This is a genomic window from Turicibacter sp. HGF1, assembly GCF_000191865.1.
In the GTDB taxonomy this organism is placed as follows: Bacteria; Bacillota_I; Bacilli_A; order MOL361; family Turicibacteraceae; genus Turicibacter; species Turicibacter sanguinis.
Genome location: NZ_AEXQ01000007.1, coordinates 13,826 through 36,493, shown reverse-complemented (window position 1 = coordinate 36,493; position 22,668 = coordinate 13,826). Strand labels below are relative to the sequence as shown.

At 33.4% G+C, this 22,668-nt stretch carries 24 protein-coding genes; 20 read left to right on the top strand and 4 right to left on the bottom strand.

Annotation, left to right across the window (positions count from 1 at the left end):
* Positions 1-126: 126 nt before the first annotated feature.
* From ytaF to tsaD, 5 genes are all read left to right on the top strand, one after another.
* Positions 127-729 (top strand): sporulation membrane protein YtaF, encoded by a 603-nt coding sequence (gene ytaF / locus HMPREF9402_RS00620; protein WP_006783510.1) that lies wholly within the window; start codon positions 127-129, stop codon positions 727-729.
* A gap of 154 nt (positions 730-883) precedes the next feature.
* Positions 884-1,333 carry a tRNA (adenosine(37)-N6)-threonylcarbamoyltransferase complex ATPase subunit type 1 TsaE gene (gene tsaE / locus HMPREF9402_RS00615; protein WP_006783509.1) on the top strand — a complete coding sequence of 150 codons (450 nt, stop codon included), beginning with the start codon at positions 884-886 and terminating at the stop codon, positions 1,331-1,333.
* Complete coding sequence (gene tsaB, locus HMPREF9402_RS00610; protein ID WP_009606162.1) at positions 1,333-2,022, top strand: tRNA (adenosine(37)-N6)-threonylcarbamoyltransferase complex dimerization subunit type 1 TsaB; 690 nt, start codon at positions 1,333-1,335, stop codon at positions 2,020-2,022. The genes tsaE and tsaB overlap by 1 nt, the downstream gene beginning before the upstream one ends.
* Positions 2,023-2,029: 7 nt before the next feature.
* Positions 2,030-2,461, top strand: a complete 432-nt coding sequence (gene rimI / locus HMPREF9402_RS00605) for a ribosomal protein S18-alanine N-acetyltransferase (protein ID WP_006783507.1) — start codon at positions 2,030-2,032, stop codon at positions 2,459-2,461.
* 14 nt (positions 2,462-2,475) lie between these two features.
* Positions 2,476-3,495, top strand: coding sequence for a tRNA (adenosine(37)-N6)-threonylcarbamoyltransferase complex transferase subunit TsaD (tsaD, locus tag HMPREF9402_RS00600; protein ID WP_009606168.1), 1,020 nt, complete (start codon positions 2,476-2,478; stop codon positions 3,493-3,495).
* Between the two features lie 176 nt (positions 3,496-3,671).
* Here the strand turns inward: tsaD and HMPREF9402_RS14410 are convergent, their stop codons facing one another.
* A complete protein-coding gene (locus tag HMPREF9402_RS14410; RefSeq protein ID WP_006783505.1) occupies positions 3,672-3,848 on the bottom strand; it encodes a hypothetical protein in 177 nt (58 codons plus the stop codon).
* A 95-nt stretch (positions 3,849-3,943) separates the two neighbouring features.
* Positions 3,944-5,851 (bottom strand): ABC-F family ATP-binding cassette domain-containing protein, encoded by a 1,908-nt coding sequence (locus HMPREF9402_RS00595; protein WP_006783504.1) that lies wholly within the window; start codon positions 5,849-5,851, stop codon positions 3,944-3,946.
* Positions 5,852-6,091: 240 nt separating this feature from the next.
* Between HMPREF9402_RS00595 and HMPREF9402_RS00590 the strand changes: the two genes are divergently transcribed.
* The 7 genes from HMPREF9402_RS00590 to acpS all read left to right on the top strand — a co-directional run bounded on the left by HMPREF9402_RS00590 (position 6,092) and on the right by acpS (position 12,311).
* Complete coding sequence (locus tag HMPREF9402_RS00590) at positions 6,092-6,751, top strand: redox-sensing transcriptional repressor Rex (protein ID WP_006783503.1); 660 nt, start codon at positions 6,092-6,094, stop codon at positions 6,749-6,751.
* A 331-nt stretch (positions 6,752-7,082) separates the two neighbouring features.
* Positions 7,083-7,706 carry an ECF transporter S component gene (locus HMPREF9402_RS00585; RefSeq protein ID WP_006783502.1) on the top strand — a complete coding sequence of 208 codons (624 nt, stop codon included), beginning with the start codon at positions 7,083-7,085 and terminating at the stop codon, positions 7,704-7,706.
* Positions 7,707-8,918, top strand: coding sequence for a bifunctional phosphopantothenoylcysteine decarboxylase/phosphopantothenate--cysteine ligase CoaBC (gene coaBC, locus HMPREF9402_RS00580; RefSeq protein WP_006783501.1), 1,212 nt, complete (start codon positions 7,707-7,709; stop codon positions 8,916-8,918).
* Positions 8,912-9,682, top strand: a complete 771-nt coding sequence (locus HMPREF9402_RS00575; protein WP_006783500.1) for a type III pantothenate kinase — start codon at positions 8,912-8,914, stop codon at positions 9,680-9,682. The genes coaBC and HMPREF9402_RS00575 overlap by 7 nt, the downstream gene beginning before the upstream one ends.
* A gap of 226 nt (positions 9,683-9,908) precedes the next feature.
* Positions 9,909-10,196, top strand: coding sequence for a co-chaperone GroES (locus HMPREF9402_RS00570; protein WP_009606167.1), 288 nt, complete (start codon positions 9,909-9,911; stop codon positions 10,194-10,196).
* A 46-nt stretch (positions 10,197-10,242) separates the two neighbouring features.
* Entirely contained in the window at positions 10,243-11,859 is a 1,617-nt protein-coding gene (groL, locus tag HMPREF9402_RS00565) for a chaperonin GroEL (RefSeq protein WP_006783498.1), read from the top strand.
* 101 nt (positions 11,860-11,960) lie between these two features.
* Complete coding sequence (gene acpS / locus HMPREF9402_RS00560; RefSeq protein WP_006783497.1) at positions 11,961-12,311, top strand: holo-ACP synthase; 351 nt, start codon at positions 11,961-11,963, stop codon at positions 12,309-12,311.
* Between the two features lie 35 nt (positions 12,312-12,346).
* Here the strand turns inward: acpS and HMPREF9402_RS00555 are convergent, their stop codons facing one another.
* Positions 12,347-12,547, bottom strand: coding sequence for a DUF378 domain-containing protein (locus tag HMPREF9402_RS00555; protein ID WP_006783496.1), 201 nt, complete (start codon positions 12,545-12,547; stop codon positions 12,347-12,349).
* A 132-nt stretch (positions 12,548-12,679) separates the two neighbouring features.
* Here HMPREF9402_RS00555 and HMPREF9402_RS00550 point away from each other — a divergent pair, with 132 nt between their 5' ends.
* Complete coding sequence (locus tag HMPREF9402_RS00550) at positions 12,680-13,678, top strand: LolA family protein (RefSeq protein ID WP_006783495.1); 999 nt, start codon at positions 12,680-12,682, stop codon at positions 13,676-13,678.
* Between the two features lie 37 nt (positions 13,679-13,715).
* Here HMPREF9402_RS00550 and HMPREF9402_RS00545 read toward each other — a convergent pair whose 3' ends face one another.
* Positions 13,716-14,042 (bottom strand): hypothetical protein, encoded by a 327-nt coding sequence (locus HMPREF9402_RS00545; protein ID WP_006783494.1) that lies wholly within the window; start codon positions 14,040-14,042, stop codon positions 13,716-13,718.
* Between the two features lie 134 nt (positions 14,043-14,176).
* Between HMPREF9402_RS00545 and HMPREF9402_RS00540 the strand changes: the two genes are divergently transcribed.
* The 7 genes from HMPREF9402_RS00540 to HMPREF9402_RS00510 all read left to right on the top strand — a co-directional run bounded on the left by HMPREF9402_RS00540 (position 14,177) and on the right by HMPREF9402_RS00510 (position 22,600).
* On the top strand, positions 14,177-14,857 hold the full coding sequence (locus tag HMPREF9402_RS00540) for a response regulator transcription factor (protein ID WP_006783493.1): 681 nt from the start codon (positions 14,177-14,179) through the stop codon (positions 14,855-14,857).
* Between the two features lie 2 nt (positions 14,858-14,859).
* On the top strand, positions 14,860-16,260 hold the full coding sequence (locus HMPREF9402_RS00535; RefSeq protein ID WP_006783492.1) for a sensor histidine kinase: 1,401 nt from the start codon (positions 14,860-14,862) through the stop codon (positions 16,258-16,260).
* Positions 16,261-16,415: 155 nt separating this feature from the next.
* Positions 16,416-17,573, top strand: a complete 1,158-nt coding sequence (locus tag HMPREF9402_RS00530; protein WP_006783491.1) for a pyridoxal phosphate-dependent aminotransferase — start codon at positions 16,416-16,418, stop codon at positions 17,571-17,573.
* Between the two features lie 127 nt (positions 17,574-17,700).
* Positions 17,701-19,605, top strand: coding sequence for an N-acetylmuramoyl-L-alanine amidase family protein (locus HMPREF9402_RS00525; protein ID WP_009606166.1), 1,905 nt, complete (start codon positions 17,701-17,703; stop codon positions 19,603-19,605).
* A gap of 297 nt (positions 19,606-19,902) precedes the next feature.
* Positions 19,903-21,048: an MGDG synthase family glycosyltransferase gene (locus tag HMPREF9402_RS00520; RefSeq protein ID WP_006783489.1), complete on the top strand. Its 1,146-nt coding sequence runs from the start codon at positions 19,903-19,905 to the stop codon at positions 21,046-21,048.
* Positions 21,029-21,847: a RecX family transcriptional regulator gene (locus tag HMPREF9402_RS00515; protein WP_006783488.1), complete on the top strand. Its 819-nt coding sequence runs from the start codon at positions 21,029-21,031 to the stop codon at positions 21,845-21,847. Before HMPREF9402_RS00520 ends, HMPREF9402_RS00515 begins: the two co-directional genes overlap by 20 nt.
* A gap of 45 nt (positions 21,848-21,892) precedes the next feature.
* Positions 21,893-22,600 carry a GntR family transcriptional regulator gene (locus tag HMPREF9402_RS00510; RefSeq protein WP_006783487.1) on the top strand — a complete coding sequence of 236 codons (708 nt, stop codon included), beginning with the start codon at positions 21,893-21,895 and terminating at the stop codon, positions 22,598-22,600.
* Positions 22,601-22,668 lie beyond the last annotated feature (68 nt).

Here is a 22,668-nt window from a genome sequence, read left to right as displayed (position 1 = left end):
CCAAAGAAATAAAAAGCACTTAAATAGTGCTTTTTTTGCGTTTAAAAATTAATATAGTTATGTAAGTTCCCTACTTTCGATTTGTTCATATATTAACATGTAACATATCGAAAGTAGGGATTTATCATGTATTTTTTATCAATATTATTATTCTCTGCTGCAGTTACCTGTGATGGGTTAATCATAGGTCTCAGCTATGGAGCTAGAAAAGTTAAGATTAATTTCATGTGTAATCTTATTGTAGGTATTATTTCTTGTTTGGGAACGATGATTGGAATGTATACAGGCCAGTTATTTGATATATTTTTAGTTGAATCTGTGGCAACCTATTTAGGGAGTGTCTTATTATTCTTATTCGGATTATATATGTTTTATCAAGCTTTATATAAACAATTAAATGCAAGAAAACAAAAAGAAGCATTGATGACAAATGTAGCGGATTTAGCTGAGACGTTTGACAGAGACCACTCTAAGACAATTGAGGTAAAAGAGGCACTTATGCTTGGATTATTTTTGTGTATTAATAATATTGGGTTAGGTGTTGGTGCTTCTTTGACCGGTCTAAATATTCTACTTACTTCTATAACATGTTTAGTTTTAAGTGTCGTTTTTATAGGGGGTGGATGTCATTTAACTTATAATTTTCTTAGTGAAAAAACGGTTCAATATGCCGAATATGTAGCAAGTATAATGATTATGATTTTGGCTATATATGAATTGTTTTTTTAAGAGGATAGATATTAAATCTATCCTTTTTTTATTGAATGTAATTAATGTAAAAACTTATGCTATAATAGTTTATAGTTTATTAATTTATTTTGAAAATGTAGCAAATATAAAATCCATACTAAATTTAGTAGATATAATAATTATAGGTGATTAGATGAAGCATGTTATTAAGACACAATCAGTAGAAGAAACACAAAAAGTAGCTTATGCAATTGGAAAATGGGTTAAGTCAGGCATGATTTTAACATTGGAAGGAGACTTAGGAGCTGGAAAAACTACTTTTACTAAAGGGTTAGCTAAAGGATTGGATATTAAACGTAATGTTAATAGTCCAACATTTACGATAATTAAAGAATATCAAGGTCGGTTACCTTTATATCATATGGATGTGTATCGTTTGGAAAATGGTGCTGATGAAATTGGACTAGATGACTATCTATATGGTGAAGGAGTCTGCGTGATTGAATGGGCTAGTATGATTGAAGATTTACTACCAAATGAGCGACTAGATATTAAAATATTCCGTGATGGAGAGTTTGAGCGTCGTATTGAATTATTGCCAATCGGATCTGAATATGAAACAGTTAGTGAGGAGTTAAATTAATGTTCGTTTTAGGAATTGATACATCGAATACAATTTTATCTATTGCATTGGTTAAGGATGGTGAGACTTTAGCAGAGCTTACTGAGGCCACAAAGAATGATCATTCAAAAAAATTAATGCCAGCAATTCAAGACTTATTTAAGCAAGTACATGCTACTCCACAACAATTAGATCGTATTGTTGTTGCAGAAGGACCAGGTTCTTATACAGGTGTACGAATTGGTGTTACGGTAGCTAAGATGTTAGCATGGACATTAGAAAAAGAGTTAGTCGGGATTTCTAGCCTTGCGGTCATAGCTCGAAATATTGAAGAAGAAGGATTAATTATTCCATTATTTGATGCTCGACGTGAGACTGTATTTGCAGGTGTATATGATGGTAAAACTCATAATGTTGTTTTAGAAGATGGACACTATGAATTACGTCAATTATTGGAGCATTTAAAGGAAAGTCCTAAAACAATGTATTTCCTTGGCAATGATGTAAGTCGCTATTGGGATTTAATTGTTGAATATTTGGGAGAACAGGCAGTTCAAACGACTGATGAGGAGTTAAATATCCCACATGCGAGTATGCTTATAGAATGTGCTAAAGATGTTAAACCAGTTGAGAATATTCATTTATTTGTACCTAAATATCATCGTTTGCCTGAAGCTGAAATGAATTGGCTATTAGAACAGAAGAAGTAGGGATAGTATGATGATTAGAAAGATGAAGGAATCGGATATTTCTGTATTAAATCAAATACATGAAGAACTTTTTCATCAGAGTTTTAATTTTGTTGATTATGCAGCAGAAAAGATGTTTCATTATGGAATTGTACTAGAAGACAAAGGTGAGATTTTAGGATATTTAGTAGGCCAGTTAGTATTTGAAATGGGCGATTTATTTTATATTGCAGTTAATCCTACTAAACGTGGAAATGGATATGGATTAAAGCTTATGGATAAGTTTATTTCTGATGCGAAGTGTTTACTCGCTGAGACGATTTCTCTAGAGGTTCGTGTGAGTAATCAACCTGCCATTTCACTTTATGAAAAGTGTGGGTTTTTACGTGCGAGCGTACGAAAGAATTATTATTCAGATGGTGAAGATGCTTTATTGATGGTTTATTATTTTAATACATAGAAATGGTGGTTTGAATGAAAAAAGATGTTTTAGTATTAGCAGTAGAGAGTAGTTGTGATGAAACGAGTGTTGCTGTTGTTAAAAATGGTACTGAGATTTTAGCCAATATTGTAGCATCACAAATTAAGAGTCATCAACGCTTCGGTGGTGTTGTTCCAGAGGTTGCGAGTCGTCATCACGTTGAGAGTATAACGGGTGTATTTGAGGAAGCTTTAGAGGTGGCTAACGTAACATGGAGTGATATTGATGCGATTGCTGTGACAGAGGGTCCAGGATTAGTAGGATCATTGTTAATTGGAATTAATGCAGCTAAGGTGTTATCATTTGTTCATAATATTCCGTTAGTGGGAGTTCATCATATTGCAGGTCATATTTATGCGAATCAATTAGTAGAACCTTTAGAGTTTCCGTTATTGGCTTTAGTTGTGTCTGGTGGTCATACTGAATTAGTTTATATGAAAGATCATTATGATTTTGAAGTGATTGGTGAAACATTAGATGATGCTGTGGGTGAGGCATATGATAAGGTTGCTCGTACGTTAAAATTACCGTATCCAGGTGGGCCTCATATTGATCGTTTAGCAGCTGAGGGTGAGGATATATATAAATTACCTCGTGTTTGGTTAGACAAAGAGGCGTATGATTTTAGTTTCTCAGGATTAAAGTCTGCGGTTATTAATACGGTTCATAATGCTACGCAACGTGGGCAAGAGATTGTTCCACAAAATTTAGCAGCAAGTTTTCAAGCGAGTGTTGTTGAGGTATTAGTAGAGAAAACGATGCGTGCTGCCCGTCAGTATGGTGTTAAACAGATTATTGTAGCTGGTGGAGTATCAGCTAATAAGGGATTGCGTCATGCACTTGAAGAGGCTGTATCGAAAAATTCTGATGTAAAGTTAACGATTCCGCCATTATCTCTTTGTACAGATAATGCAGCAATGATTGGAGCTGCCGGAACACAAGCTTATTTAAAAGGACATCGTAGTGGTCTTGATATGAATGGAATGCCAGGAATGGAATTACAATCTTTATAGTCTTTAAATCGGTATATCGAGAGGTATACCAATTTTTTTATGTTTAAATATTTAAAAAGAACAAATGAATTCTTAGTTATTGAGAGTGATTTATATTAATAGTGTAAAGGTAATTGTTTCGAGATCTCATTATATAAAAAACTCTATCTGTGTAGATAGAGTTATAGGTGGTTAGATTATTTATTTCTCGCAGCATGACGTGCACGATTAGCTTTTGCATAAGCTTCACGAGCATTTTTATAATGGATGCCTCCTTCATTATTTAATGCTTTTGCCCATTCACGATGTCCGACTTTTGTCCAATGACTTGCGATTCTGTCATAAGTGGTATTTTTATTAATTCCACGTGACATTTAGCACTCCCCCTTTTGTTACATTATATTCAGCGGATTATCGCAATATTCTAAAAATATAGAAAAAAAGTCTCGATTTTCGAGACTTTTTTTGGTTACGCTAGTGATTCCCATGTTTCCATTGCATCAGCTAATAATTGTTCAAGTTCTTCAATGCGTGATTGAACTTCCGCTGATTTTTGTGTATCAAGGTAAACTTCTTCTTTGAAGAGTTCAGCTTGATTATAAGCTAATTCTTCTTCGTATTCTGAAATTTTTGTTTCGATATCTTCTAATTGACGTTTACGTTGTTGCTCTAAGCGACGTTGCTCTTTTTGTTTTTGATAATCAGTTATGGTTGGTTCATCATTTTTCTTAGAGTTTTCGGCTTGTAGTGCTGCTTCTTTTTCAGCTAATTGTTGTTTTTTTTCAGTGTAGTCTGAATAGTTTCCAATATATGAAGTTACACCATGTGGAGTAACCTCTAAAACACGTGTCGCAATTTTATCGATGAAGTAACGGTCATGAGAGATGAAGAAGACAGTCCCTTCATAGTCTTCAAGTGATAATTCAAGCATTTCTTTACTATCAATATCTAAGTGGTTAGTCGGCTCATCGAGTAATAAGAAGTTGTTTTTTTCAAGCATGAGCTTACATAATGTGAGTCGAACTTTTTCTCCACCGGATAACTGATTAACGGTTTTAAAGACATCATCACCTGTAAATAAAAAGTTTCCAAGTAAGGTACGAATATCTTTTTCAAGTCGTCCAGGGAAACAATTCCAAACTTCATTTAAGACTGTATTGCTAGAGTTTAGGTTAGCCTGCTCTTGATCGAAATATCCCATATCTAAGCTTTTTCCATAATAGATATCTCCTTTAAGTGGGGGAAGGGTTTGTGCAACTGTTTTCAAAATAGTTGATTTTCCGATTCCATTAGGACCGATTAAAGCTACTCGATCAAGTCGATTAATTTGAAAGTTTAAATCGTCTGTAATCACCTGATTGTCGTACCCAACGCTTAAATTTTCTACTTTTAAAACGTCATTTCCACTGCGACGGTCAATTTCAAATGTGATTCCAATTGATTTATCGTTAATTTTAGGTATTTCAATACGTTCCATTTTCTCAAGTTTTTTACGTCGAGATTGGGCTTGCTTTGTCGTAGAGGCACGAACGATATTACGGCTAATGAAGTCTTCCATTTTTGAGATTTCTTTTTGTTGCTTTTCGTATTGTTTCATTAAAGAGCTATAAGCAACGGCTTTTTGGTCGATATAGTCTGAGTAATTTCCTTTGTATTTCGTACATTTTCTATATTCAATTTCATAAATAGTTGTAGCAATTTGGTCGATAAAGAAACGGTCGTGGGATACGATAACAACGGCGCCTGAATATTTTTTTAGGTATCCTTCTAACCATTCAATTGTATCAATATCTAAGTGGTTGGTTGGCTCATCGAGAATTAAGATATCTGGTTTTTGAAGTAGAAGTTTTGCTAACGCTAAGCGGGTTTTTTGTCCTCCACTTAAGTTTGAAATTTTTTGGTCAAAACCAATTTCATTGAATTTGAATCGATTTAAAATGTTATTAATTTCAGCTTCATAGGTGTAGCCACTCATTAATTCAAATTGGTGATTCATATTTTGGTATTGTTCGATAATTTTTAGGTAGGCTTCAGTTGTAGGATCAATTTCAGCCATTTTTAAACTTAATTCTTCTAATTGTTTCTTTAATTGAAGTGTTTTACTAAATACTTTTAACATTTCATTATAAATAGTATCGTCTGAATTAACATGGCTTGATTGTGCAAAATAACCAAGGATGACGCTTTGGGGTTTATGGATTTCACCTGAGTCAAAGTCAATTTCATCTGCAATCATTTTTAGTAGTGTTGATTTTCCAGCTCCATTACGTCCAACAACTGCTATGCGCTCACCCTTTTTGACTTCAAATTGGACGTTTTCAAGAATTGGCGTTCCTGAATAGAGTTTCGTCAATTTACTTGTTTGTAATAAAATCATGGTCTATCTCCTTTAAAAAGTTACGTTGTTTGAATTTAGTTTTTAAGGTTATGAGGTTATTAAAAACTCTGTGACTTTAATAATAAGTATAATGCTTAATCTCAAGATGTGCAACGGACACTAATGTAAATAAGGGACGATTTTTGAAGTAATTTAACATATAGACGTTTTATGCTCGTGACAGTATTCACATTGCATTATTTTCATGATATTATTTTAATATGGTAAAGGAGGTTTTTTATGCTATCAAATATTCCGAATGCAACAATAAAAAGATTAGCATTATACCGTCGCTGTTTCGTTGAATTAGATGAGATGGGGGTAAAACGAATTCAATCAAGCGAATTGAGCCAAAAAATTGGAATCGATTCAGCTACAATTCGTCGTGATTTTTCATATTTAGGTGAATTAGGACGCCAAGGTTATGGTTATGAAGTTAGAATTGTACTAGAAGCATTCAATAACTTGTTAAAAACAGAAGACGTTCAAAGCTGTGTTTTAATTGGGGTAGGTAACTTAGGACGTGCCTTATTAAAATATTTTAGTTCAGATAAATTCAAAAAACGCGTCTTCAGAACACCAGTTAACTTAGTTGCTGGGTTTGATACGGATGAGTCATTAGTGGGACAATGTATCGGCGATTTACCTTTATACCATTTAGATAGTTTAAAGGATTATATTGAGGAGCATAAAGTAACATATGTTATTTTAACGGTACCACCAACGGTAGCACAAGCTGTCGCTACATCATTAGAAGGATTGGGAATCAAAGGGATTTTAAACTTGTCATCAACAGTAATTAATGTGAGTGAAGAGATTACAGTTCATGAAGTTGATTTAAATATGGAACTAGAAACGTTATTCTTTTATGTATTCCAAAAAGAACAAGCGGGACGATAATTTATAAGGGATGTTATATGAGGGGGAAAAGCTTATAATCTTTAGGATTATAAGCTTTTTTATTGAATAAAAAGTGTCGAAATGACGCAAATTTTATAAGAATAAGGAGTTTTTATTATGTAAATGTAAGCGTCATAATTAATCTGTGGTTTATAATGGAAAAATCTTTTGTTTTGGTTGAAAAAAGGTTATAACCTAAGTATAATAAAAAGCGATGAGATGGGGAGAGTTGATGGTGATCATATAGACATCAATCAAATAATGACCATGGATTCAAATTTAAATTTCGATGCGTTGCATTCTTAGGAAGCGACAGTGGAGGAGAAGAAAAATGAATAGTACAAGAAAGAAAACAAAATTTTTAGTTTTACTGACAATGTTTTGTAGTATTGAGGTCGTTTTAATGTTTACACCACTTGGATTTATTCCACTTGGTCCAATTCGCGCGACAACATTGCATATTCCGGTTATTTTAGCGGGGATGTTACTTGGCGTTAAAGGTGGAGCAATAACTGGTTTAGTCTTTGGACTTGGAAGTGTGTTAATTAATACGATTACCCCAACGATTACATCGTTTGTATTTACTCCGTTTTATTCATTGGGTGAGTATCACGGGAATTTAATGAGTTTAGTCATCGCAATTGGCCCACGTGTATTACTTGGAGTCATGAGTGCATTGTTATATACTTGGTTTAAGAAACGAAATCATAATGTTGCAGGTAGTGCTGTTACGGCATTGGTCTGTACGATTATGCATAGTGTTTTAGTTTTAGGTATGATTTATTTATTCTTTGGTCCAAGCTATGCAGCGGCTAAAGGGGTAGATGTTTCAGAATTATTTGTGCTTTTAATGGGACTTATCACAACAAATAGTGTGTTAGAAGCAATTTTAGCCACTGTTGTAACGACACCATTAGTTAAGGTATTAGAGCCGATGATGAAGAAGGTGATGTAATTGAGCAAAAAGACGATTGTCTTAGGTGTCACGGGCGGTATTGCAGCATTTAAAAGTGCTCAGATTGCTAGTAATTTATATAAAAAGGGCTATGATGTCCATGTGATTATGACTAAAAATGCAACCGAGTTTATTCAGCCGTTAACATTTGAAACGTTAACTCATAATCGAGTATCAATTGATACGTTCGATCGTAATTTTGAGTATAATGTGAATCATATTTCATTGGCACAACGAGCAGATTTATTTGTAGTGGCTCCAGCATCAGCAAATTGTATTGCTAAGTTTGCTCATGGATTAGCAGATGATATGTTATCAACAACATTTTTAGCAGCGTCTTGTCCTAAATTAATTGCACCTGCAATGAATACGGGAATGTTAACTAATCCTATTACACAACGAAATATCAAGATGTGTAAAGAAGCTGGTATGCAATTTATTGAATCAGGCAGCGGTTATTTGGCTTGCGGTGATATTGGTGCCGGAAGATTAGCTGATGTAGATGATATTATGGATGCTATTGAATGGGCAATCGTTAAAGAAAAGCCACTTGAAGGAGTCAAGGTTGTTGTAACGGCAGGTCCTACACAGGAAGATTTAGACCCGGTTCGGTTTATTACGAATCACTCAAGTGGAAAAATGGGGTATTCAGTAGCCCGCGCAGCTAGAAATTTAGGAGCAAATGTAACGTTAATTTCAGGTCCGGTTAATTTAAGAAAGCCAGTGGGAATTGAAGTTATTAACGTTCGTACGGCAACGGAAATGTTTGAAGTATTCGATTCATTAAAGTCTCAGTATGATATTTTAATTAAATCAGCAGCTGTTTCAGATTACGGTGTTGAATCTGTTGCAAATCAAAAGTTGAAAAAATCTGGTGATCGATTGACTTTAGAATTTGTTATGAATCAAGATATTTTAGCTTATGCTGGTCAACATAAATTACCGCATCAAGTGGTTTGTGGATTCGCAATGGAGACTGAAAATTTAGTCGAGTTTGCGACTAAAAAATTAATAAATAAGAAAGCTGACATGATTGTTGCTAATCAGTTAACAGATGAAGGTGCAGGCTTTAATAAAGATACAAATTTAGTTACATTTATTACGGAATCGAACTGTGAGAAGCTTGATTTAATGAGTAAAGAGGCAGTTGGATATGAGATTTTAAGTCGTCTGATGACGATGTTAATGGAGAAAAGAGGAGAAGTATGTTAGTTGTTATTGACGTAGGAAATACAAACATTACATTAGGTGTGTATAATCAAGATGAGCTAATTGCTAATTTTCGATTAACAACTAAGATGCAAAGAACGTCAGATGAGTTTGGAATTACGATTTTGTCGTTTTTCCGTACGAAGGATATTAACCCTTTATCGATTGAAGCTGTCTTAATTTCTAGTGTTGTGCCGAAGGTTATGCATTCTTTAACTAATGGAATTCGTAAGTATTTTAACTTAGAGCCGATGATTGTAGGTCCTGGCGTGAAAACAGGTATTTCGATTAAAACAGAAAATCCAAAAGAGGTTGGAGCAGACCGAATTGTAGATATCGCAGCCGCTTATCATATTTATGGAGGACCTGCGCTAGTGATTGATTTCGGAACGGCGACAACGTATGATTATGTTAATGAATTTGGAGAATTTGAGTTTGGCGTAACTTCACCTGGAATTGAAATTTGTGCTCAAGCATTATGGACTCAAGCTGCTAAATTACCAGAGATTGAAATCAAAAAGCCTGAGTCAATTGTGTGCCGAAATACAATTACAAGCATGCAAGGTGGACTTGTCTTTGGATATATTGGACAAACTGAATATATTATTAAAAAGGTTAAAGAGCAAGTTGGCAAGGATCTTAAGGTTATTGCAACTGGGGGTCTTGGTCGAATTATTTTTAATGAAACGGATATGATTGATGTTTATGATCCAGATTTAGGATTTAAGGGAATGAAAATCATCTATCAAAAGACAAAACAAAATTAGAGAAATAAAAAGTTAGGAAGATTTTAAATCGTTCTAACTTTTTTCATTTCTCGACAAGTAGCATTTTAATAATTGGAATGCTCAATAAAATTAAGCATATTTATGGAAAGAGTGACTATAATAAATAGGAATTTGGTTTTTATCTATTGCCAATATTTATTAGTATTTGTATAATCAACACAGTAGCACTCTTGCATCTTGAGTGCTAAAACGAGGAGGGAACATTATGTTAAAACCACTGAATAATCATGTTGTACTTGAAGTTGTAGAAGTTGAACTAACAACGGCAAGTGGAATTATTCTTTCAAGAGAAGCTGCAAAGCCAAGTCATTCTGAAGGTGTTATTTTGGCTGTGGGAGAAGGGCGTATTCTTGATAATGGACAACGTTTACCACTTGATGTTATGGTGGGACAACGTGTTATCTATAATGGATTTGGTGGAACTAAGGTCAACCATCAAGGGAAGGATTTAGTGATTGTTTCATCTGAGGATATTTTAGCAATTGTTGAATAATTGATATTAAAATAGTTTAAATATAGGTGATAAGGGAGGAATTTTAATGGCAAAAGAAATTTTATTTGCTGAAGATGCTCGTCGTGCGATGATTCGTGGTGTGGATAAGTTAGCTGATACAGTAAAAGTAACGCTTGGACCTAAAGGAAGAAATGTAATCCTTGAGCAAAAATTTGGAGCACCTCAAATTATTAATGATGGGGTTTCGATTGCAAAGGAAATTGAACTTGAGGATAAGTTTGAAAACATGGGAGCTCGTTTAGTGGCTCAAGTAGCAAGTCGTACGAATGATGTAGCAGGTGATGGGACAACGACGGCTACGGTTTTAGCACAAGCTATGATTCGTGAAGGAAATAAAAATATTGTAGCAGGTGCAAATCCAATGACGATTCGTCGTGGAATGGAACGCGCTGTTAAGGTTGCGGTTGAAGCATTAAAATCGGCTTCTAAACCGATTGAAGGAAAAGAATCGATTGCTAATGTTGCAGCTATTTCTGCAGCTGATGAGGAAATTGGTAAGTTAATTGCAGAAGCAATGGAACGTGTTGGAAATGATGGTGTGATTACATTAGAAGAGTCTAAAGGATTCGAAACAACAATGGATATTGTTGAAGGAATGCAATTTGATCGCGGATATTTATCATCATATATGGTAACTGATACAGATAAAATGGAAGCAATTTTAGATAATCCATATATTTTAGTGACGGATTCAAAAATCTCGACTTTACAAGATATTTTACCAATTCTTGAACAATTAGTTCAAACAGGTCGTCCAATGGTGATTGTGGCAGATGATGTTGAAAATGAAGCGTTGGCAGCTTTAGTTGTAAATAAGTTACGTGGAACATTTAATGTTGTAGCGATTAAAGCTCCTGGATTTGGAGATCGTCGTAAACGTATGCTTGAAGATATTTCAATTTTAACGGGTGCAGAGTTAATCACTGAAGAGCTAGGATTAGAGTTAAAAAATACAACTCTTGATCAATGTGGTCATGCAGGACGTGTTATTGTAACAAAAGATCATACAACGATGGTTGAAGGTGCCGGATCACAAATTGATATTCAAGCTCGTATTGCTCAAATTCGTGCAGAACTTGAAAATACAACGTCTGAATTTGATCGTGAAAAATTACAAGAACGTTTAGCAAAACTTTGCGGTGGAGTTGCGGTTATTAAAGTAGGTGCTGCAACTGAAACAGAATTGAAAGAGCGTAAATTACGTATCGAAGATGCGTTAAATGCAACACGTGCAGCGGTTCAAGAAGGAATTGTTGCTGGTGGTGGAACAGCCTATATGAATATTTATAATGAAGTAGCTCGAATTGATGCTAAAGGTGATGAAGCGACAGGAGTTAAAATTGTTTTAAAGGCATTAGAAGCTCCAGTACGCCAAATTGCTGAAAATGCAGGAATCGATGGATCAGTTATTGTTTATCGATTAAAAGAATTAGAAACTGGATTTGGATATAATGCGGCAACTGATGAGTTTGTGGATATGTTCAAAGCTGGAATTGTTGACCCAACAAAAGTAACACGTTCAGCACTTCAAAATGCGGCAAGTATTTCTGCTTCATTCTTAACAGCAGAAGCTGCAGTTGTTGAAATTGAAAAGCCACAGGCCGCACCTGCAATGCCTGAAATGGGTGGAATGCCATACTAATTATTTAGCTTTATAAAAGAGAGAATCAATTGTTTGATTCTCTCTTTTTGTATAAAGTTAACATGAGGTATAATAAAAGAAAAATACAGGGAGGATCTGAAATGTTGAAAGGAATTGGAACAGATATTGTTGAGATTAATCGTATCAGTTCTTTAAATCATAAAGAAAGATTTGTTAAAAAGTTACTAAGCAATGATGAGTATCAACTATTTTTAAATTTTAAATCTGAGAAAAGACAACATGAGTTTTTAGCCGGACGCTGGGCAGTAAAAGAAGCGTTATATAAGGCTCTTGGAACTTACTGTGATGGCAAATCATATACTGAGTTTAGTATTTTAAATGATGAAAATGGAAAACCATATTTAGATAAGCCTCAGTTAGAAGACATTCATTTGAGTTTAAGTCATTGCGAACAATATGCAGTGGCATTTGTTGTTGTAGAATCAAATTAAAACCAGTTGCCTATCAGTGCAACTGGTTTTAATTATTAGTCATTTCTACTAGAGAAGAGTAGAGCAATATTTATAAGTCCTGCGATTCCAACTAATCCATAAATAACTCTTGAAATAATTGCTGTTTGCCCACCAAATAAGTAAGCAACTAAATCAAATTCAAAAAATCCAATTAGTCCCCAATTTATTGCACCAATAATTGTTAGAACTAATGCAATACGCTGAATAATAGCCATCTTCGATGCTCCTTTCGTTTTGAATATTATTAGTATTTAATTAATATGGTAGTTTTATGTATTAGAAAGCATAAATTAAATATCGAATTCATATTATTTATTGAAATGAACTTAATAAAGAGGTGGATAGCGATGAAGAAATTATGTTTAGTGTTCGCAGTAATGCTTACCGTGCTATTAGCAGGATGCGGAGAAATGTCACAGCAAGACGTCGTAGATAAGTTAACAAGTAATCTCGACGATGCGAAGTCTTATTATGCAACTGGGGTTATGGAAGTTGATAATAATGGACAAATGTATCAATACAACGTAGAAGTGGCTTACCAACAACCAAATTACTACAAAGTAACATTGAAAAATGAAACAACTAACAATGAACAAATCATCTTAAAAAATGACGATGGAGTTTATGTTTTAACACCAGCGTTAAACAAACAATTTAAATTCCAAAGTGATTGGCCATTATCAAGTTCACAAGTGTATTTATATCAATCATTATTATCAGATATCTTAAATGATACTGAAACTTCATTCTTATCTGAAGACGATTGCTATACATTTGAGACAGTAGCTAATTATCATGGAAATCGTGATTTAACAACACAAAAAGTGGTGTTTGATAAAAAATCATTAACACCAACTGAAGTGTATGTGATGGATGCGGAGGGAACACCACGCGTTTCAATGAAATTTACATCATTCAAATTTAATGAGGATTTAGCTGATGGATATTTTGATTGTCAACAAACAATGGAGTATTCTCAAGAAACAATGGGCGAAGGTGTAATTAACACATTAACAGGTGAATTGTATCCTTCATATTTACCAGAGGGAACAACTCTTTCAAATAAACAATCAATTGAAACTGAAATGGGTGAACGTATTATTATGACGTTCGATGGAGATAAAGACTTCACAATGATTCAAGAACCAGCTTCTTATTCAGAAACTGGTAATCTTGAAACAGTGGCAGGAGAGCCTGTTTTAATTAACGGAACAATTGGAGCTTTAAGCGACAATTCAATTACTTGGGTTGATCGTGGAGTAGAGTTTTTCTTAGTTTCTGAAACATTAGAAGAAGATGAATTAGTATCTGTTGCTTCTTCTATGACTAGTTATTTTGAAAAATAAGAGTTAAAAGAAGGACTGCCTAGGCAGTCCTTTTAAATTAATTAAATAAGTTTGAGAGATAGTTAATTAAATCGAATTGAAATAAGTCGTTCTTTTCAATAATTTTACAATTTGGAAAATCAGTTTGCAAGGCTTTAATATAATCATCATCTTTTTCTGATATGACGATTTCACATGTATTGTTAACAGAATGAGATGTCATTTCGGTTGAATAAGAATTAGAATAAATTTGATTTTGCTGATGACTATTTATTTTTAAATCTTTTGAGTGCAGTTGATAGAATATGATGCAAATAAAAAGGATACTACTAATAGATAAGATATAGCCAAGTATCTTTTTAATTGGATATTGATTGTTTTTCATGTTGAATACTCCATTCTGAAAAAAAGCTATATATTATATTAATAAAAAAAACTATGTTTTTCGTGTGTACAAAATGTATTCATTTATGTTAAATTTTAAATAGATTATTTTGTTCACTATTGGAGAGTGTTGAGATGAGTATTAGATATAAAGTATTAGTAGCAGAAGATGAAGTGAAAATTAGAGAGATTTTAGTTGATTTTTTAGGCGATTATTTTGAAGTAATTGAAGCGAAAGATGGGGAGGAAGCTTTACGTTTATTTCATTCACAACAAATTGACTTAGCATTATTAGATTTAATGATGCCAGGAAAAGATGGCTTTTCAGTATTAAAAGAGATTAGATCGGTTTCTAAGGTTCCAATTATGATTTTAACAGCACGTTCAAGTGTTGAAGATCAAGTGAAGGGTTATGATTTAAAAGTTGATGATTATATTACTAAGCCTTTTGAAAATAAAATTTTATTAGCAAAAATTAATCGATTATTGGCTCGTACGAATGAGGAAGATGAAGTAACAACTTATGAGTTAGCTTTTGATGGACTTGTCGTTAATAAGTTATCACGTACAGTACGTATCGATAATGAGTTAATTGATTTTAGACCAAAAGAATTTGATTTACTTGTCTTTTTAATTGAAAATCATCGTATTGCACTAGATCGCGATCGCATTTTAGATGCGGTATGGGGGATTGATTATTTTGGCGATACTCGTGTAGTCGATACACATATTAAAAAAATTCGTAAAAAACTAGGAAATTACGCACGATATATTCATACTGTTTTTGGGGTTGGATATAAGTTTGAGGTGATCTAGTTTTGCGTTTAGCGACTAAAATCTTTTTATTATTATTCGGATTATTTTTTGCGACGATTAGCTTAGATATTGCGGCTCAATATTATTTTTATGATTTTGCTTATCCAAGTTATAAACAAAATCAGATTTATCAGTTGGTTTATGAAATTAAAGAAGATATGCTAAATATTGATTTTTATTCGCCGGAGTTTATTTCATATTTAAATGATGTGAAGGATAATCATTTAGTAGAGTATGATATTTATAGTCCGACGACGACTCAACTGAATTTAGATCGATTAGCTGAGAATGATATTTTCTTTGAATCTTCTAGAGTTGAGAATGTGACGTCATTTCATTATTATACGACGGTAACGTTTAAAGAAGGTCAACAATTGATTTTAAAGTTTACCTATTCATTACAAGTTTTAGGTGAGATGTTAGCCGTTTTTACAAACTATTATATTTTTATTTTTATGATTTTAGCAATTTTAGTTTTAGTATTTGCGATTTGGTTAACCGAGCATATTACAAAGCCATTATTGCATATGAAGCGGGTTACAACGAATATTGCGAATATCGATTTTTCTGAGAAGTGTCAGGTTAGTTCTGATGATGAGTTAAAGGATTTAGCAACAAATATTAATGTGATGAGTGATAATCTTCATAATACGTTAAGTGAGTTAAAGGCAGCTAATGAAAGACTAAAGGATGATATTGCAAGAGAACGTGAATTTGAGCAGATGCGATCTAATTTCTTTGCGACGATTTCACATGAATTAAAGACGCCGTTGACGATTATTAAGGGGATTGCGAATCGCGTTAAATCAAAGCCTTTGACTAAAGATGAGATGACCGTTCAGGTTGATTCGATTATTGAAGAAGTCGATCGTATGACGATGATGGTTCAGGATACGCTTAACTATATGCGAATGGAATCGAAGCCGGATGAGTTAGATTTAAGTAGTTTTAATTTGAAGATGTTGGTGGAGCATGTTCATAAGAAGATGAGTCATTTAGCTGAGGAGAAGCATTTAAATGTGTTGACTGATTTAGATGATGTTTATGTTGAGGCAGATTCTGATCAGATTATGACCGTTGTAATGAATCTTTATTCGAATGCAATTCGGTATACTTCTTCTGATGAGGCGATTTATATAACGATTGAGCGTTATGATAAAACGGCACGTTTTGAAATTGAGAATACAGGGATTTTTATTCCTGAAAATGAGTTAGATTTAATTTGGGAGCCATTTTATCGTTTAGAAAAGTCTCGTAATCGTGATAGTGGTGGAACAGGACTTGGATTATTGATTGTGAGTAAGATTTTAGAGTTGCATCAAAGTAATTACGGCGTGATCAATACGGAGCGGGGAGTTAAATTCTATTTTGAATTAAATATTGATCCTGATTTTGATGAATAATGAATCTAAAATTGATGCTCAGTTTGAGTCTTAAATTTCATATCAAGTTTGTATAATGTAGTTAACATTTTAAAAAAATAGTCATGAGCATGAGCTTATGACTATTTTTTGTTTTTGAGTCATATAGTTTAGTTATAGAGGAGGGAGATAAATCAATGAAGATGAGAGTAAATAAAAGGTTGAATACGGTCCATCCTTCGATTATCAGGGAAATGAAGAATTTAGCAGATTCCTATGATGATGTCGTTGATTTTACACTTGGGGAGCCTCATTTATTTCATGAGACGTATGAGTTAATCCGCAAGGATTTACATCGTCGTTTGTTAAAAGATTCGTTAGGGTATGCGAATTTTTTTGGAGTTCCTGAGTTGAAAGAAGCACTGTTAGCATATTGTAAGGAAAAATTTCATCAAGAGTATACGATGGATGAAATGATTATTACAAACGGTGTTTCAGAATCGATTAGTGCTGTTTTGAAGGTTATTCTTGAGGAGGGGGATGAGGTAATAGTTTTTAATCCCTCATTTGTACTTTATCAAAGTAATACTGAGATGAATGGTGGTACAGTTGTTCCTTACGATATGTTATCAACAAGTATGAGAATTGAAAAAGAGAAGTTATTAAGTTTGATCACAGATAAGACGAAGGCTATCATTTTAAATTCGCCTTGTAATCCAACAGGAAAGTTGATGACTGAATCAGATTTGGCATGTATTTATGAGTGCATTAAAGATAGACCGATTTTTGTGATTTCTGATGAGATTTATAGAGAGCTTTTGTTTGATAATCAAGAGTATCCATCTATTAGTCAATATCATGATTTGCGTAATCGATTGTTTGTGATGAATGGTTTATCGAAGTCTTTTGCGATGACGGGGTGGCGAGTTGGGTATGTGATGGGACCGCGTCACTATATGAAATTAGTTGGGTTGGTACATCATAATATGGTAGCATCGGTTAGCACGGTTTCTCAGTATGGGGCTATCGAGGCTTTAAAGCATCCGGAGATTTTGGATAATATTAGGTCTTATTATAAGAGAAATCGTGATTATGCATATGAGAATCTGAAGCCTTATTTTAAGAATATTGTGAGACCTGATGGAGCTTTTTATTTGTATTTAGATGCGAGTGAGTATGGATTGTCTTCAAAGGAGTTTGCGATTAAATTATTAGAAAATGAAAAGGTGGCACTTGTTCCAGGAATCGCATTTGAGGTAGAGGATTCTGGCTATGTTCGTTTATCTTATTGTTGTGATTATAATGTTTTGAAGGAAGGGATAAGAAGAATTCAAAATTTTAGAAATATCTTGTAAAAACACGTATGATTTCCTTTTTTGTGATAAAATATTGTCGGACTTCATTTGATTAGGTAAGATTATTGATTTTTAGAAAACACTAATTGAAGTAAAAAAAGAGATTGTATTTGAAAGAGTGAAGAGAATGACAAATTATCAATATAGAGGAAATACATATAGAAAGAAGAGAGTAGTAAAGCGAAGAAGAATTAATAAAGTACGTTTTAGTATTTTTATTTTAATTTGTTTATTGCTTATTTTGAGTTTATTCTTTGGTATAAAAGCTTTGTTAACAGATAAGGTACTGGTTCAGTTCGGGATAACAAATGATTTAAATGAGGAAGTAGGAGCTAGTTCATTTAATTTAACGATGAGTTGGGAAGCATTAGATGTAGAGCAATATAAAGATATTGTTATTAAAGTCAATGATGAAGTATATCAGTTAGATTCAAGTCAAACGACATTTGAAGTTGAACTTGGGCAACCTGAAACAGCATATCATATTGAGTTTAAAGCAAAGAAAAAAGGGCTAGCCTTTTCGAATACATTGAAAAAGACGATTACAACACAAAAAGATAATCAACGATTTACTCAATCGATTGAAAATTTTTTGATGGATGACAATGGGCTGACGTTTGATCATGTTTTAAATCAACAAGAACTAAAAAGTTTAAATTTAAAATCATTAAGCTATCAATTAATTTCTTCTAAAGAAGAAGTGTTAGAATCGTTTATTCCAAAGGAAATGAATAAAGAAGGGGATACGCTTCGTATTAAAGTTGAGATTCCAATTGTATCTTTAGAGGAATATCATGCTTTATCTCTTGTTTTTAGTGGGGAACAATCAGGGGTTATTTTTACATCAACTGTTCAAGATGAAGATGCTAAAACAACACTGAATCATTCAACTCAGGGTGCCTTAACGCCAACATTTGAAGGGAAAGATTTAATCCTAATTAATGAGCAATTAGAGCATTATGATTATGTTGAGCATAACTTTTATGCAGAGTCATTACATGTTAAGGTGAATACGCCAGCTGAAACGATTGAAACTTATCAATTAGTTAATCATGAAGGTGTAGAAGTTGTTAATGAAAAGTATGAAAGTGAGACAAATAAAGGAATTCAGTTAGCAAATTTAGAAGCAGGGCGATATTATTTATATTTTAATAATGAACCGATTTATACACATGACAAAGTGTTTGATGAATGGTATACGATTCAAAGAGATGGCATTGCAAAGCATATCGAAGTTAAGACGTACCAAGGAATGCTAGCTATTGATGTGAAAGATGTGACTGAGTTACCAGAGGATGTCTATGATATTTTAATAGATCCAGGGCATGGTGGATTGGATACAGGAACAGCATTCAATAATTTATTAGAAGCAGAAGAAGTACTTAAAATTGCAAACTATATTACGTCTCGTTTAGAAGATCATGGATTGAAAGTTAAGATGACGAGAACGGAAGATCTAGATCCAGCTGGAAAAGGAAACTTTGATTATAATGAATCTCCTTATTATGAAGAGGGGCGAGTTGAACAGGCGTATCAATACCAACCTAAATACATGATTTCAAATCATTTAAATTCTTATGATAAATCATTAGAAGGGTTTGAAGTTTATACGCCAGTTTCTGCGACCAATGAATGGGGAGAACTTGTAGCTTCTGCTTTAACTGCAGCAGGTCAGGGTCCACGAGATTCGGAAAAAAGTGAGTTTAGAGTGTCAGAGGGATCTTATAAAAAGTACTATTTATGTAAAGATTCTGACTATGTAACGACATATGGTTGCCAAAATGATTATATGGATTATTTATATATTATTCGTGAAACAGGTGGAAAAGCGACACAAGCTTCTACTTTATTAAAGTATAATGATAATTATAAAGCTATTCCAAACTATGGTCCTGAAACCATGTTAATTGAATATGCTTATATCGATAATGTGAAAGATAGCAATGAATGGAAGGCTAATTATGAGAAGTGGGGAGAAGCTGTGGTTAAAGCGACACTCCAATATTTAAATGTCCCATACAAATCAAAATAATAAAAAGGGGACCTTTAGATACTGGAGGTCCCCTTTTTATCAAGTTAGTACTGAATAAAAATAGGATAATCAAATGATAATTGATTATAGATTAATAAAGATTAATACGTTATTAAATATTGAGATGGTTTTATTTTCTGAACTAGTTTAAAACTTAAAAATTCTTAAGAAAAAAGAGTTTTTATGTCTAAGAGTGGTAAGCTAAAGGAACAATATAGATACAACTATTAATTTGTGCTATTATATTGATTAGTCTTTCAACTTTAATATTACCTAAATAAAGAAGGAGAGGGAAAAATGACTCGTTCAACGAAAGTATTAATATTAACAGCTCCGTTTGGAAGTGGGCATTTACAAGTTTCTAGCGCTCTAACTGAAGAGTTTATGAAACATGAAAATGTAATTGTAGAGGAATATGATTTATATTCTGAAGAATTTCCGACTTTATCAAAAACTTTACAAAAGGCGTATTTAAAAACATATAAACCAATTGGAAAAGATCTTTATCGTATGTTATATTACGGTTCAAGCTATGCTATTCATGATTCAATTCATGCTAAAATTTTAAAACCTTATTTAGAATTCGGAATTCGCTCACTTCGCAATAAGATTAATTCGTTTAAACCTGATGCTATTATCAGTGTGTTTCCGGTAACGTCTTTATATACACTTGAAGAAAAGGGATTTAAAATTCCTATTTACACAGTTATTACTGATTATTATGCGAGTGGATTATGGTTGTATAAAGGAGCTCGTCGCCATTATGTTGCAAGTAATAAAATGGTTGCTTGGGGCGTTGCAAATGGACTTTCTCAAAACCAATTCATGTTAACAGGAATACCAATCAATTCTAAATTTTATAAAAAACATCCTAAATCTGAAATCTATGAAAAATATCAGTTAGATCCTAATAAACGAACGGTTGTCGTTTCTGCTGGAGCATACGGTGTTGTTTCTCATGTTGATGAGATTGCCACTCGTTTAGCATCACAACCGGAGATCCAAGTTGTAGTGGTTTGTGGAAACAATCATAAAATGTATGAGAAAATGATGGAAGTTAAAGCCAGTTACGCTAACTTACAAGTGTTAGGATATTGTAAAGAGATGAATGAACTCTTAGATATCGCTGATTTAATGGTGACTAAGCCGGGAGGTATTTCATTAACTGAAGCCGCGGTAAAGTCAGTCCCAGTTATTTTATATAATCCTGTTTATGGGCAAGAACTTGAAAATGCCCGTTATTTTGAAGAAAAAGGAGCATCTGTCATCGTTTCAAGTGAATCTGAGTTAATTTATCATGTACTCATTATTTTAAATGAAGAGGGAATGCTTGAAGAAATGAAACAGAATATTAACCAATTATCACGTCCTTATTCTGCTAAGAATATTGTAGAAGATGTGTTAAAAGATAGTGAAGAATATTATGAACAACAAGTGTTATAAAGTTTTAAAGCTTGAGCATTTAAAAGGATTAGACTATGAAGTTACGATTTTAGATGAATCAGGATTAACTCAAGTTTTAGCGGTTCATGAAGAGATTGTTTTAAAATATCGATTAGTAGCGGGAAAGGAATTAGATGAAGCGATTTATGAAGAGCTTCAATCGAAATTAGATTTAGGACGTGCTTATCAGTACGCCTTAAATCTTTTAAGTCGTAAATCTTATACCACTGCAGAAATTTATCAAAAACTAGAACTTAAAGAATATGAATCTTTAATGATTAAAGAGGTACTGGAGCGTTTAACGAACGTTGGATTATTAAATGATGAACAGTATGCTATATCTTATATTTCGCACCATTCGATTATGGGGAAAAAGGGTCCAGCTGGTATTTCTCAGGATCTATTGAAAAAAGGAGTTTCCTCTCGTTTAATTGACAAGCATTTGAAATTATATGATGATGACACTCAGCTTGAAAATGCAATGAAATTAGCAAATCAGGTGCTTAAAACTAATACGAAATATGGTCCACATTTTATAAAGCAAAAAGTATCTCAGCATTTAATGAATAAAGGATTTAGTCGCTTTGTGATTGAGAAGGCGATTAATCAGATTGAATTTGAAGATGAAGACTCAGATCAACGCATTTTAGTTAAAGAAATGGAAAAGTTATTTAGAAGACATCAGGCATTAAGCGGTTATGATAAGAAAGTTAAAATTGTAAATGCCCTGATGCGTAAGGGATTTAACTATGATGATATTTCGAGTAGTTATCAACAATTAATTCAACAAGAAGAGTAAGGAGACTTTTTAATAGTCTCCTTTATTTGGTAAGAGGGATGAGTTATGGCACAACCAGCATATTTAAAGGTTAAACTACTTATTGAAGAAGAAATTAAATCATTGGTACCGAATGCAATGATTCAATCAGAACGAGATTTAGCAATGAAGTATGATGTTTCACGTATGACAGCACGAAAAGCAATTGAGGAATTAATTAAGGAAGGAAAGCTTTATCGTAAGGAAAAAGTGGGAACTTTTGTAGCAGATAATAAATTACATGAGCCTGTAGCAGAGCTTGTTGGATTTACATCAGAGATTATTAGTAAGGGAATGAAGCCACATACTAAAGTTGTTGATTATGATATTATAATTGCAGATGAACGTATTGCTCATCACTTAGAAATCAAAGTTGGGGATAAGGTGCATAGTTTGTTAAGATTGCGTATGGCAGATGATAGACCCATGACTTTAGAACATAACTATATTCCATTATCAGTGATTAAGGAGTTACCTCGCTCCGTGATTCATCGTTCGATTTATGCGTATTTAGATCAGGAGTTGAATGTTAAGATTGCGTCAGGAACACAAATGGTAACAGCGATTAAAGCTGATGAGTTGGTAGCGGGGTTACTTGAAGTTCCGTTAAATGATCCATTGATTTATATGGAGTTGACGTCTGTTTTGATGAATGGGCAGGTTTTAGAGTTCGTTGAAACGTATGCGAATCCACAAAATTATAAGGTCATGATTCACTCTAGAAGAAAATGGTAGGTTTTGGTGCGTCTGACTTGACAGTTTTAATGGAGTGGGCTACAATAAGCGTGTAAATTAAAAAACTA

What these genes read in the sequence shown, in the direction of transcription:
- ytaF (WP_006783510.1), top strand. Translation starts at nt 127, where the DNA reads ATGTATTTTTTATCAATATTATTATTCTCTGCTGCAGTTACCTGTGAT.
- tsaE (WP_006783509.1), top strand. Translation starts at nt 884, where the DNA reads ATGAAGCATGTTATTAAGACACAATCAGTAGAAGAAACACAAAAAGTA.
- tsaB (WP_009606162.1), top strand. Translation starts at nt 1,333, where the DNA reads ATGTTCGTTTTAGGAATTGATACATCGAATACAATTTTATCTATTGCA.
- rimI (WP_006783507.1), top strand. Translation starts at nt 2,030, where the DNA reads ATGATGATTAGAAAGATGAAGGAATCGGATATTTCTGTATTAAATCAA.
- tsaD (WP_009606168.1), top strand. Translation starts at nt 2,476, where the DNA reads ATGAAAAAAGATGTTTTAGTATTAGCAGTAGAGAGTAGTTGTGATGAA.
- HMPREF9402_RS14410 (WP_006783505.1), bottom strand. Translation starts at nt 3,848, where the DNA reads ATGTCACGTGGAATTAATAAAAATACCACTTATGACAGAATCGCAAGT.
- HMPREF9402_RS00595 (WP_006783504.1), bottom strand. Translation starts at nt 5,851, where the DNA reads ATGATTTTATTACAAACAAGTAAATTGACGAAACTCTATTCAGGAACG.
- HMPREF9402_RS00590 (WP_006783503.1), top strand. Translation starts at nt 6,092, where the DNA reads ATGCTATCAAATATTCCGAATGCAACAATAAAAAGATTAGCATTATAC.
- HMPREF9402_RS00585 (WP_006783502.1), top strand. Translation starts at nt 7,083, where the DNA reads ATGAATAGTACAAGAAAGAAAACAAAATTTTTAGTTTTACTGACAATG.
- HMPREF9402_RS00575 (WP_006783500.1), top strand. Translation starts at nt 8,912, where the DNA reads ATGTTAGTTGTTATTGACGTAGGAAATACAAACATTACATTAGGTGTG.
- HMPREF9402_RS00570 (WP_009606167.1), top strand. Translation starts at nt 9,909, where the DNA reads ATGTTAAAACCACTGAATAATCATGTTGTACTTGAAGTTGTAGAAGTT.
- groL (WP_006783498.1), top strand. Translation starts at nt 10,243, where the DNA reads ATGGCAAAAGAAATTTTATTTGCTGAAGATGCTCGTCGTGCGATGATT.
- acpS (WP_006783497.1), top strand. Translation starts at nt 11,961, where the DNA reads ATGTTGAAAGGAATTGGAACAGATATTGTTGAGATTAATCGTATCAGT.
- HMPREF9402_RS00555 (WP_006783496.1), bottom strand. Translation starts at nt 12,547, where the DNA reads ATGGCTATTATTCAGCGTATTGCATTAGTTCTAACAATTATTGGTGCA.
- HMPREF9402_RS00550 (WP_006783495.1), top strand. Translation starts at nt 12,680, where the DNA reads ATGAAGAAATTATGTTTAGTGTTCGCAGTAATGCTTACCGTGCTATTA.
- HMPREF9402_RS00545 (WP_006783494.1), bottom strand. Translation starts at nt 14,042, where the DNA reads ATGAAAAACAATCAATATCCAATTAAAAAGATACTTGGCTATATCTTA.
- HMPREF9402_RS00540 (WP_006783493.1), top strand. Translation starts at nt 14,177, where the DNA reads ATGAGTATTAGATATAAAGTATTAGTAGCAGAAGATGAAGTGAAAATT.
- HMPREF9402_RS00530 (WP_006783491.1), top strand. Translation starts at nt 16,416, where the DNA reads ATGAAGATGAGAGTAAATAAAAGGTTGAATACGGTCCATCCTTCGATT.
- HMPREF9402_RS00525 (WP_009606166.1), top strand. Translation starts at nt 17,701, where the DNA reads ATGACAAATTATCAATATAGAGGAAATACATATAGAAAGAAGAGAGTA.
- HMPREF9402_RS00520 (WP_006783489.1), top strand. Translation starts at nt 19,903, where the DNA reads ATGACTCGTTCAACGAAAGTATTAATATTAACAGCTCCGTTTGGAAGT.
- HMPREF9402_RS00515 (WP_006783488.1), top strand. Translation starts at nt 21,029, where the DNA reads ATGAACAACAAGTGTTATAAAGTTTTAAAGCTTGAGCATTTAAAAGGA.
- HMPREF9402_RS00510 (WP_006783487.1), top strand. Translation starts at nt 21,893, where the DNA reads ATGGCACAACCAGCATATTTAAAGGTTAAACTACTTATTGAAGAAGAA.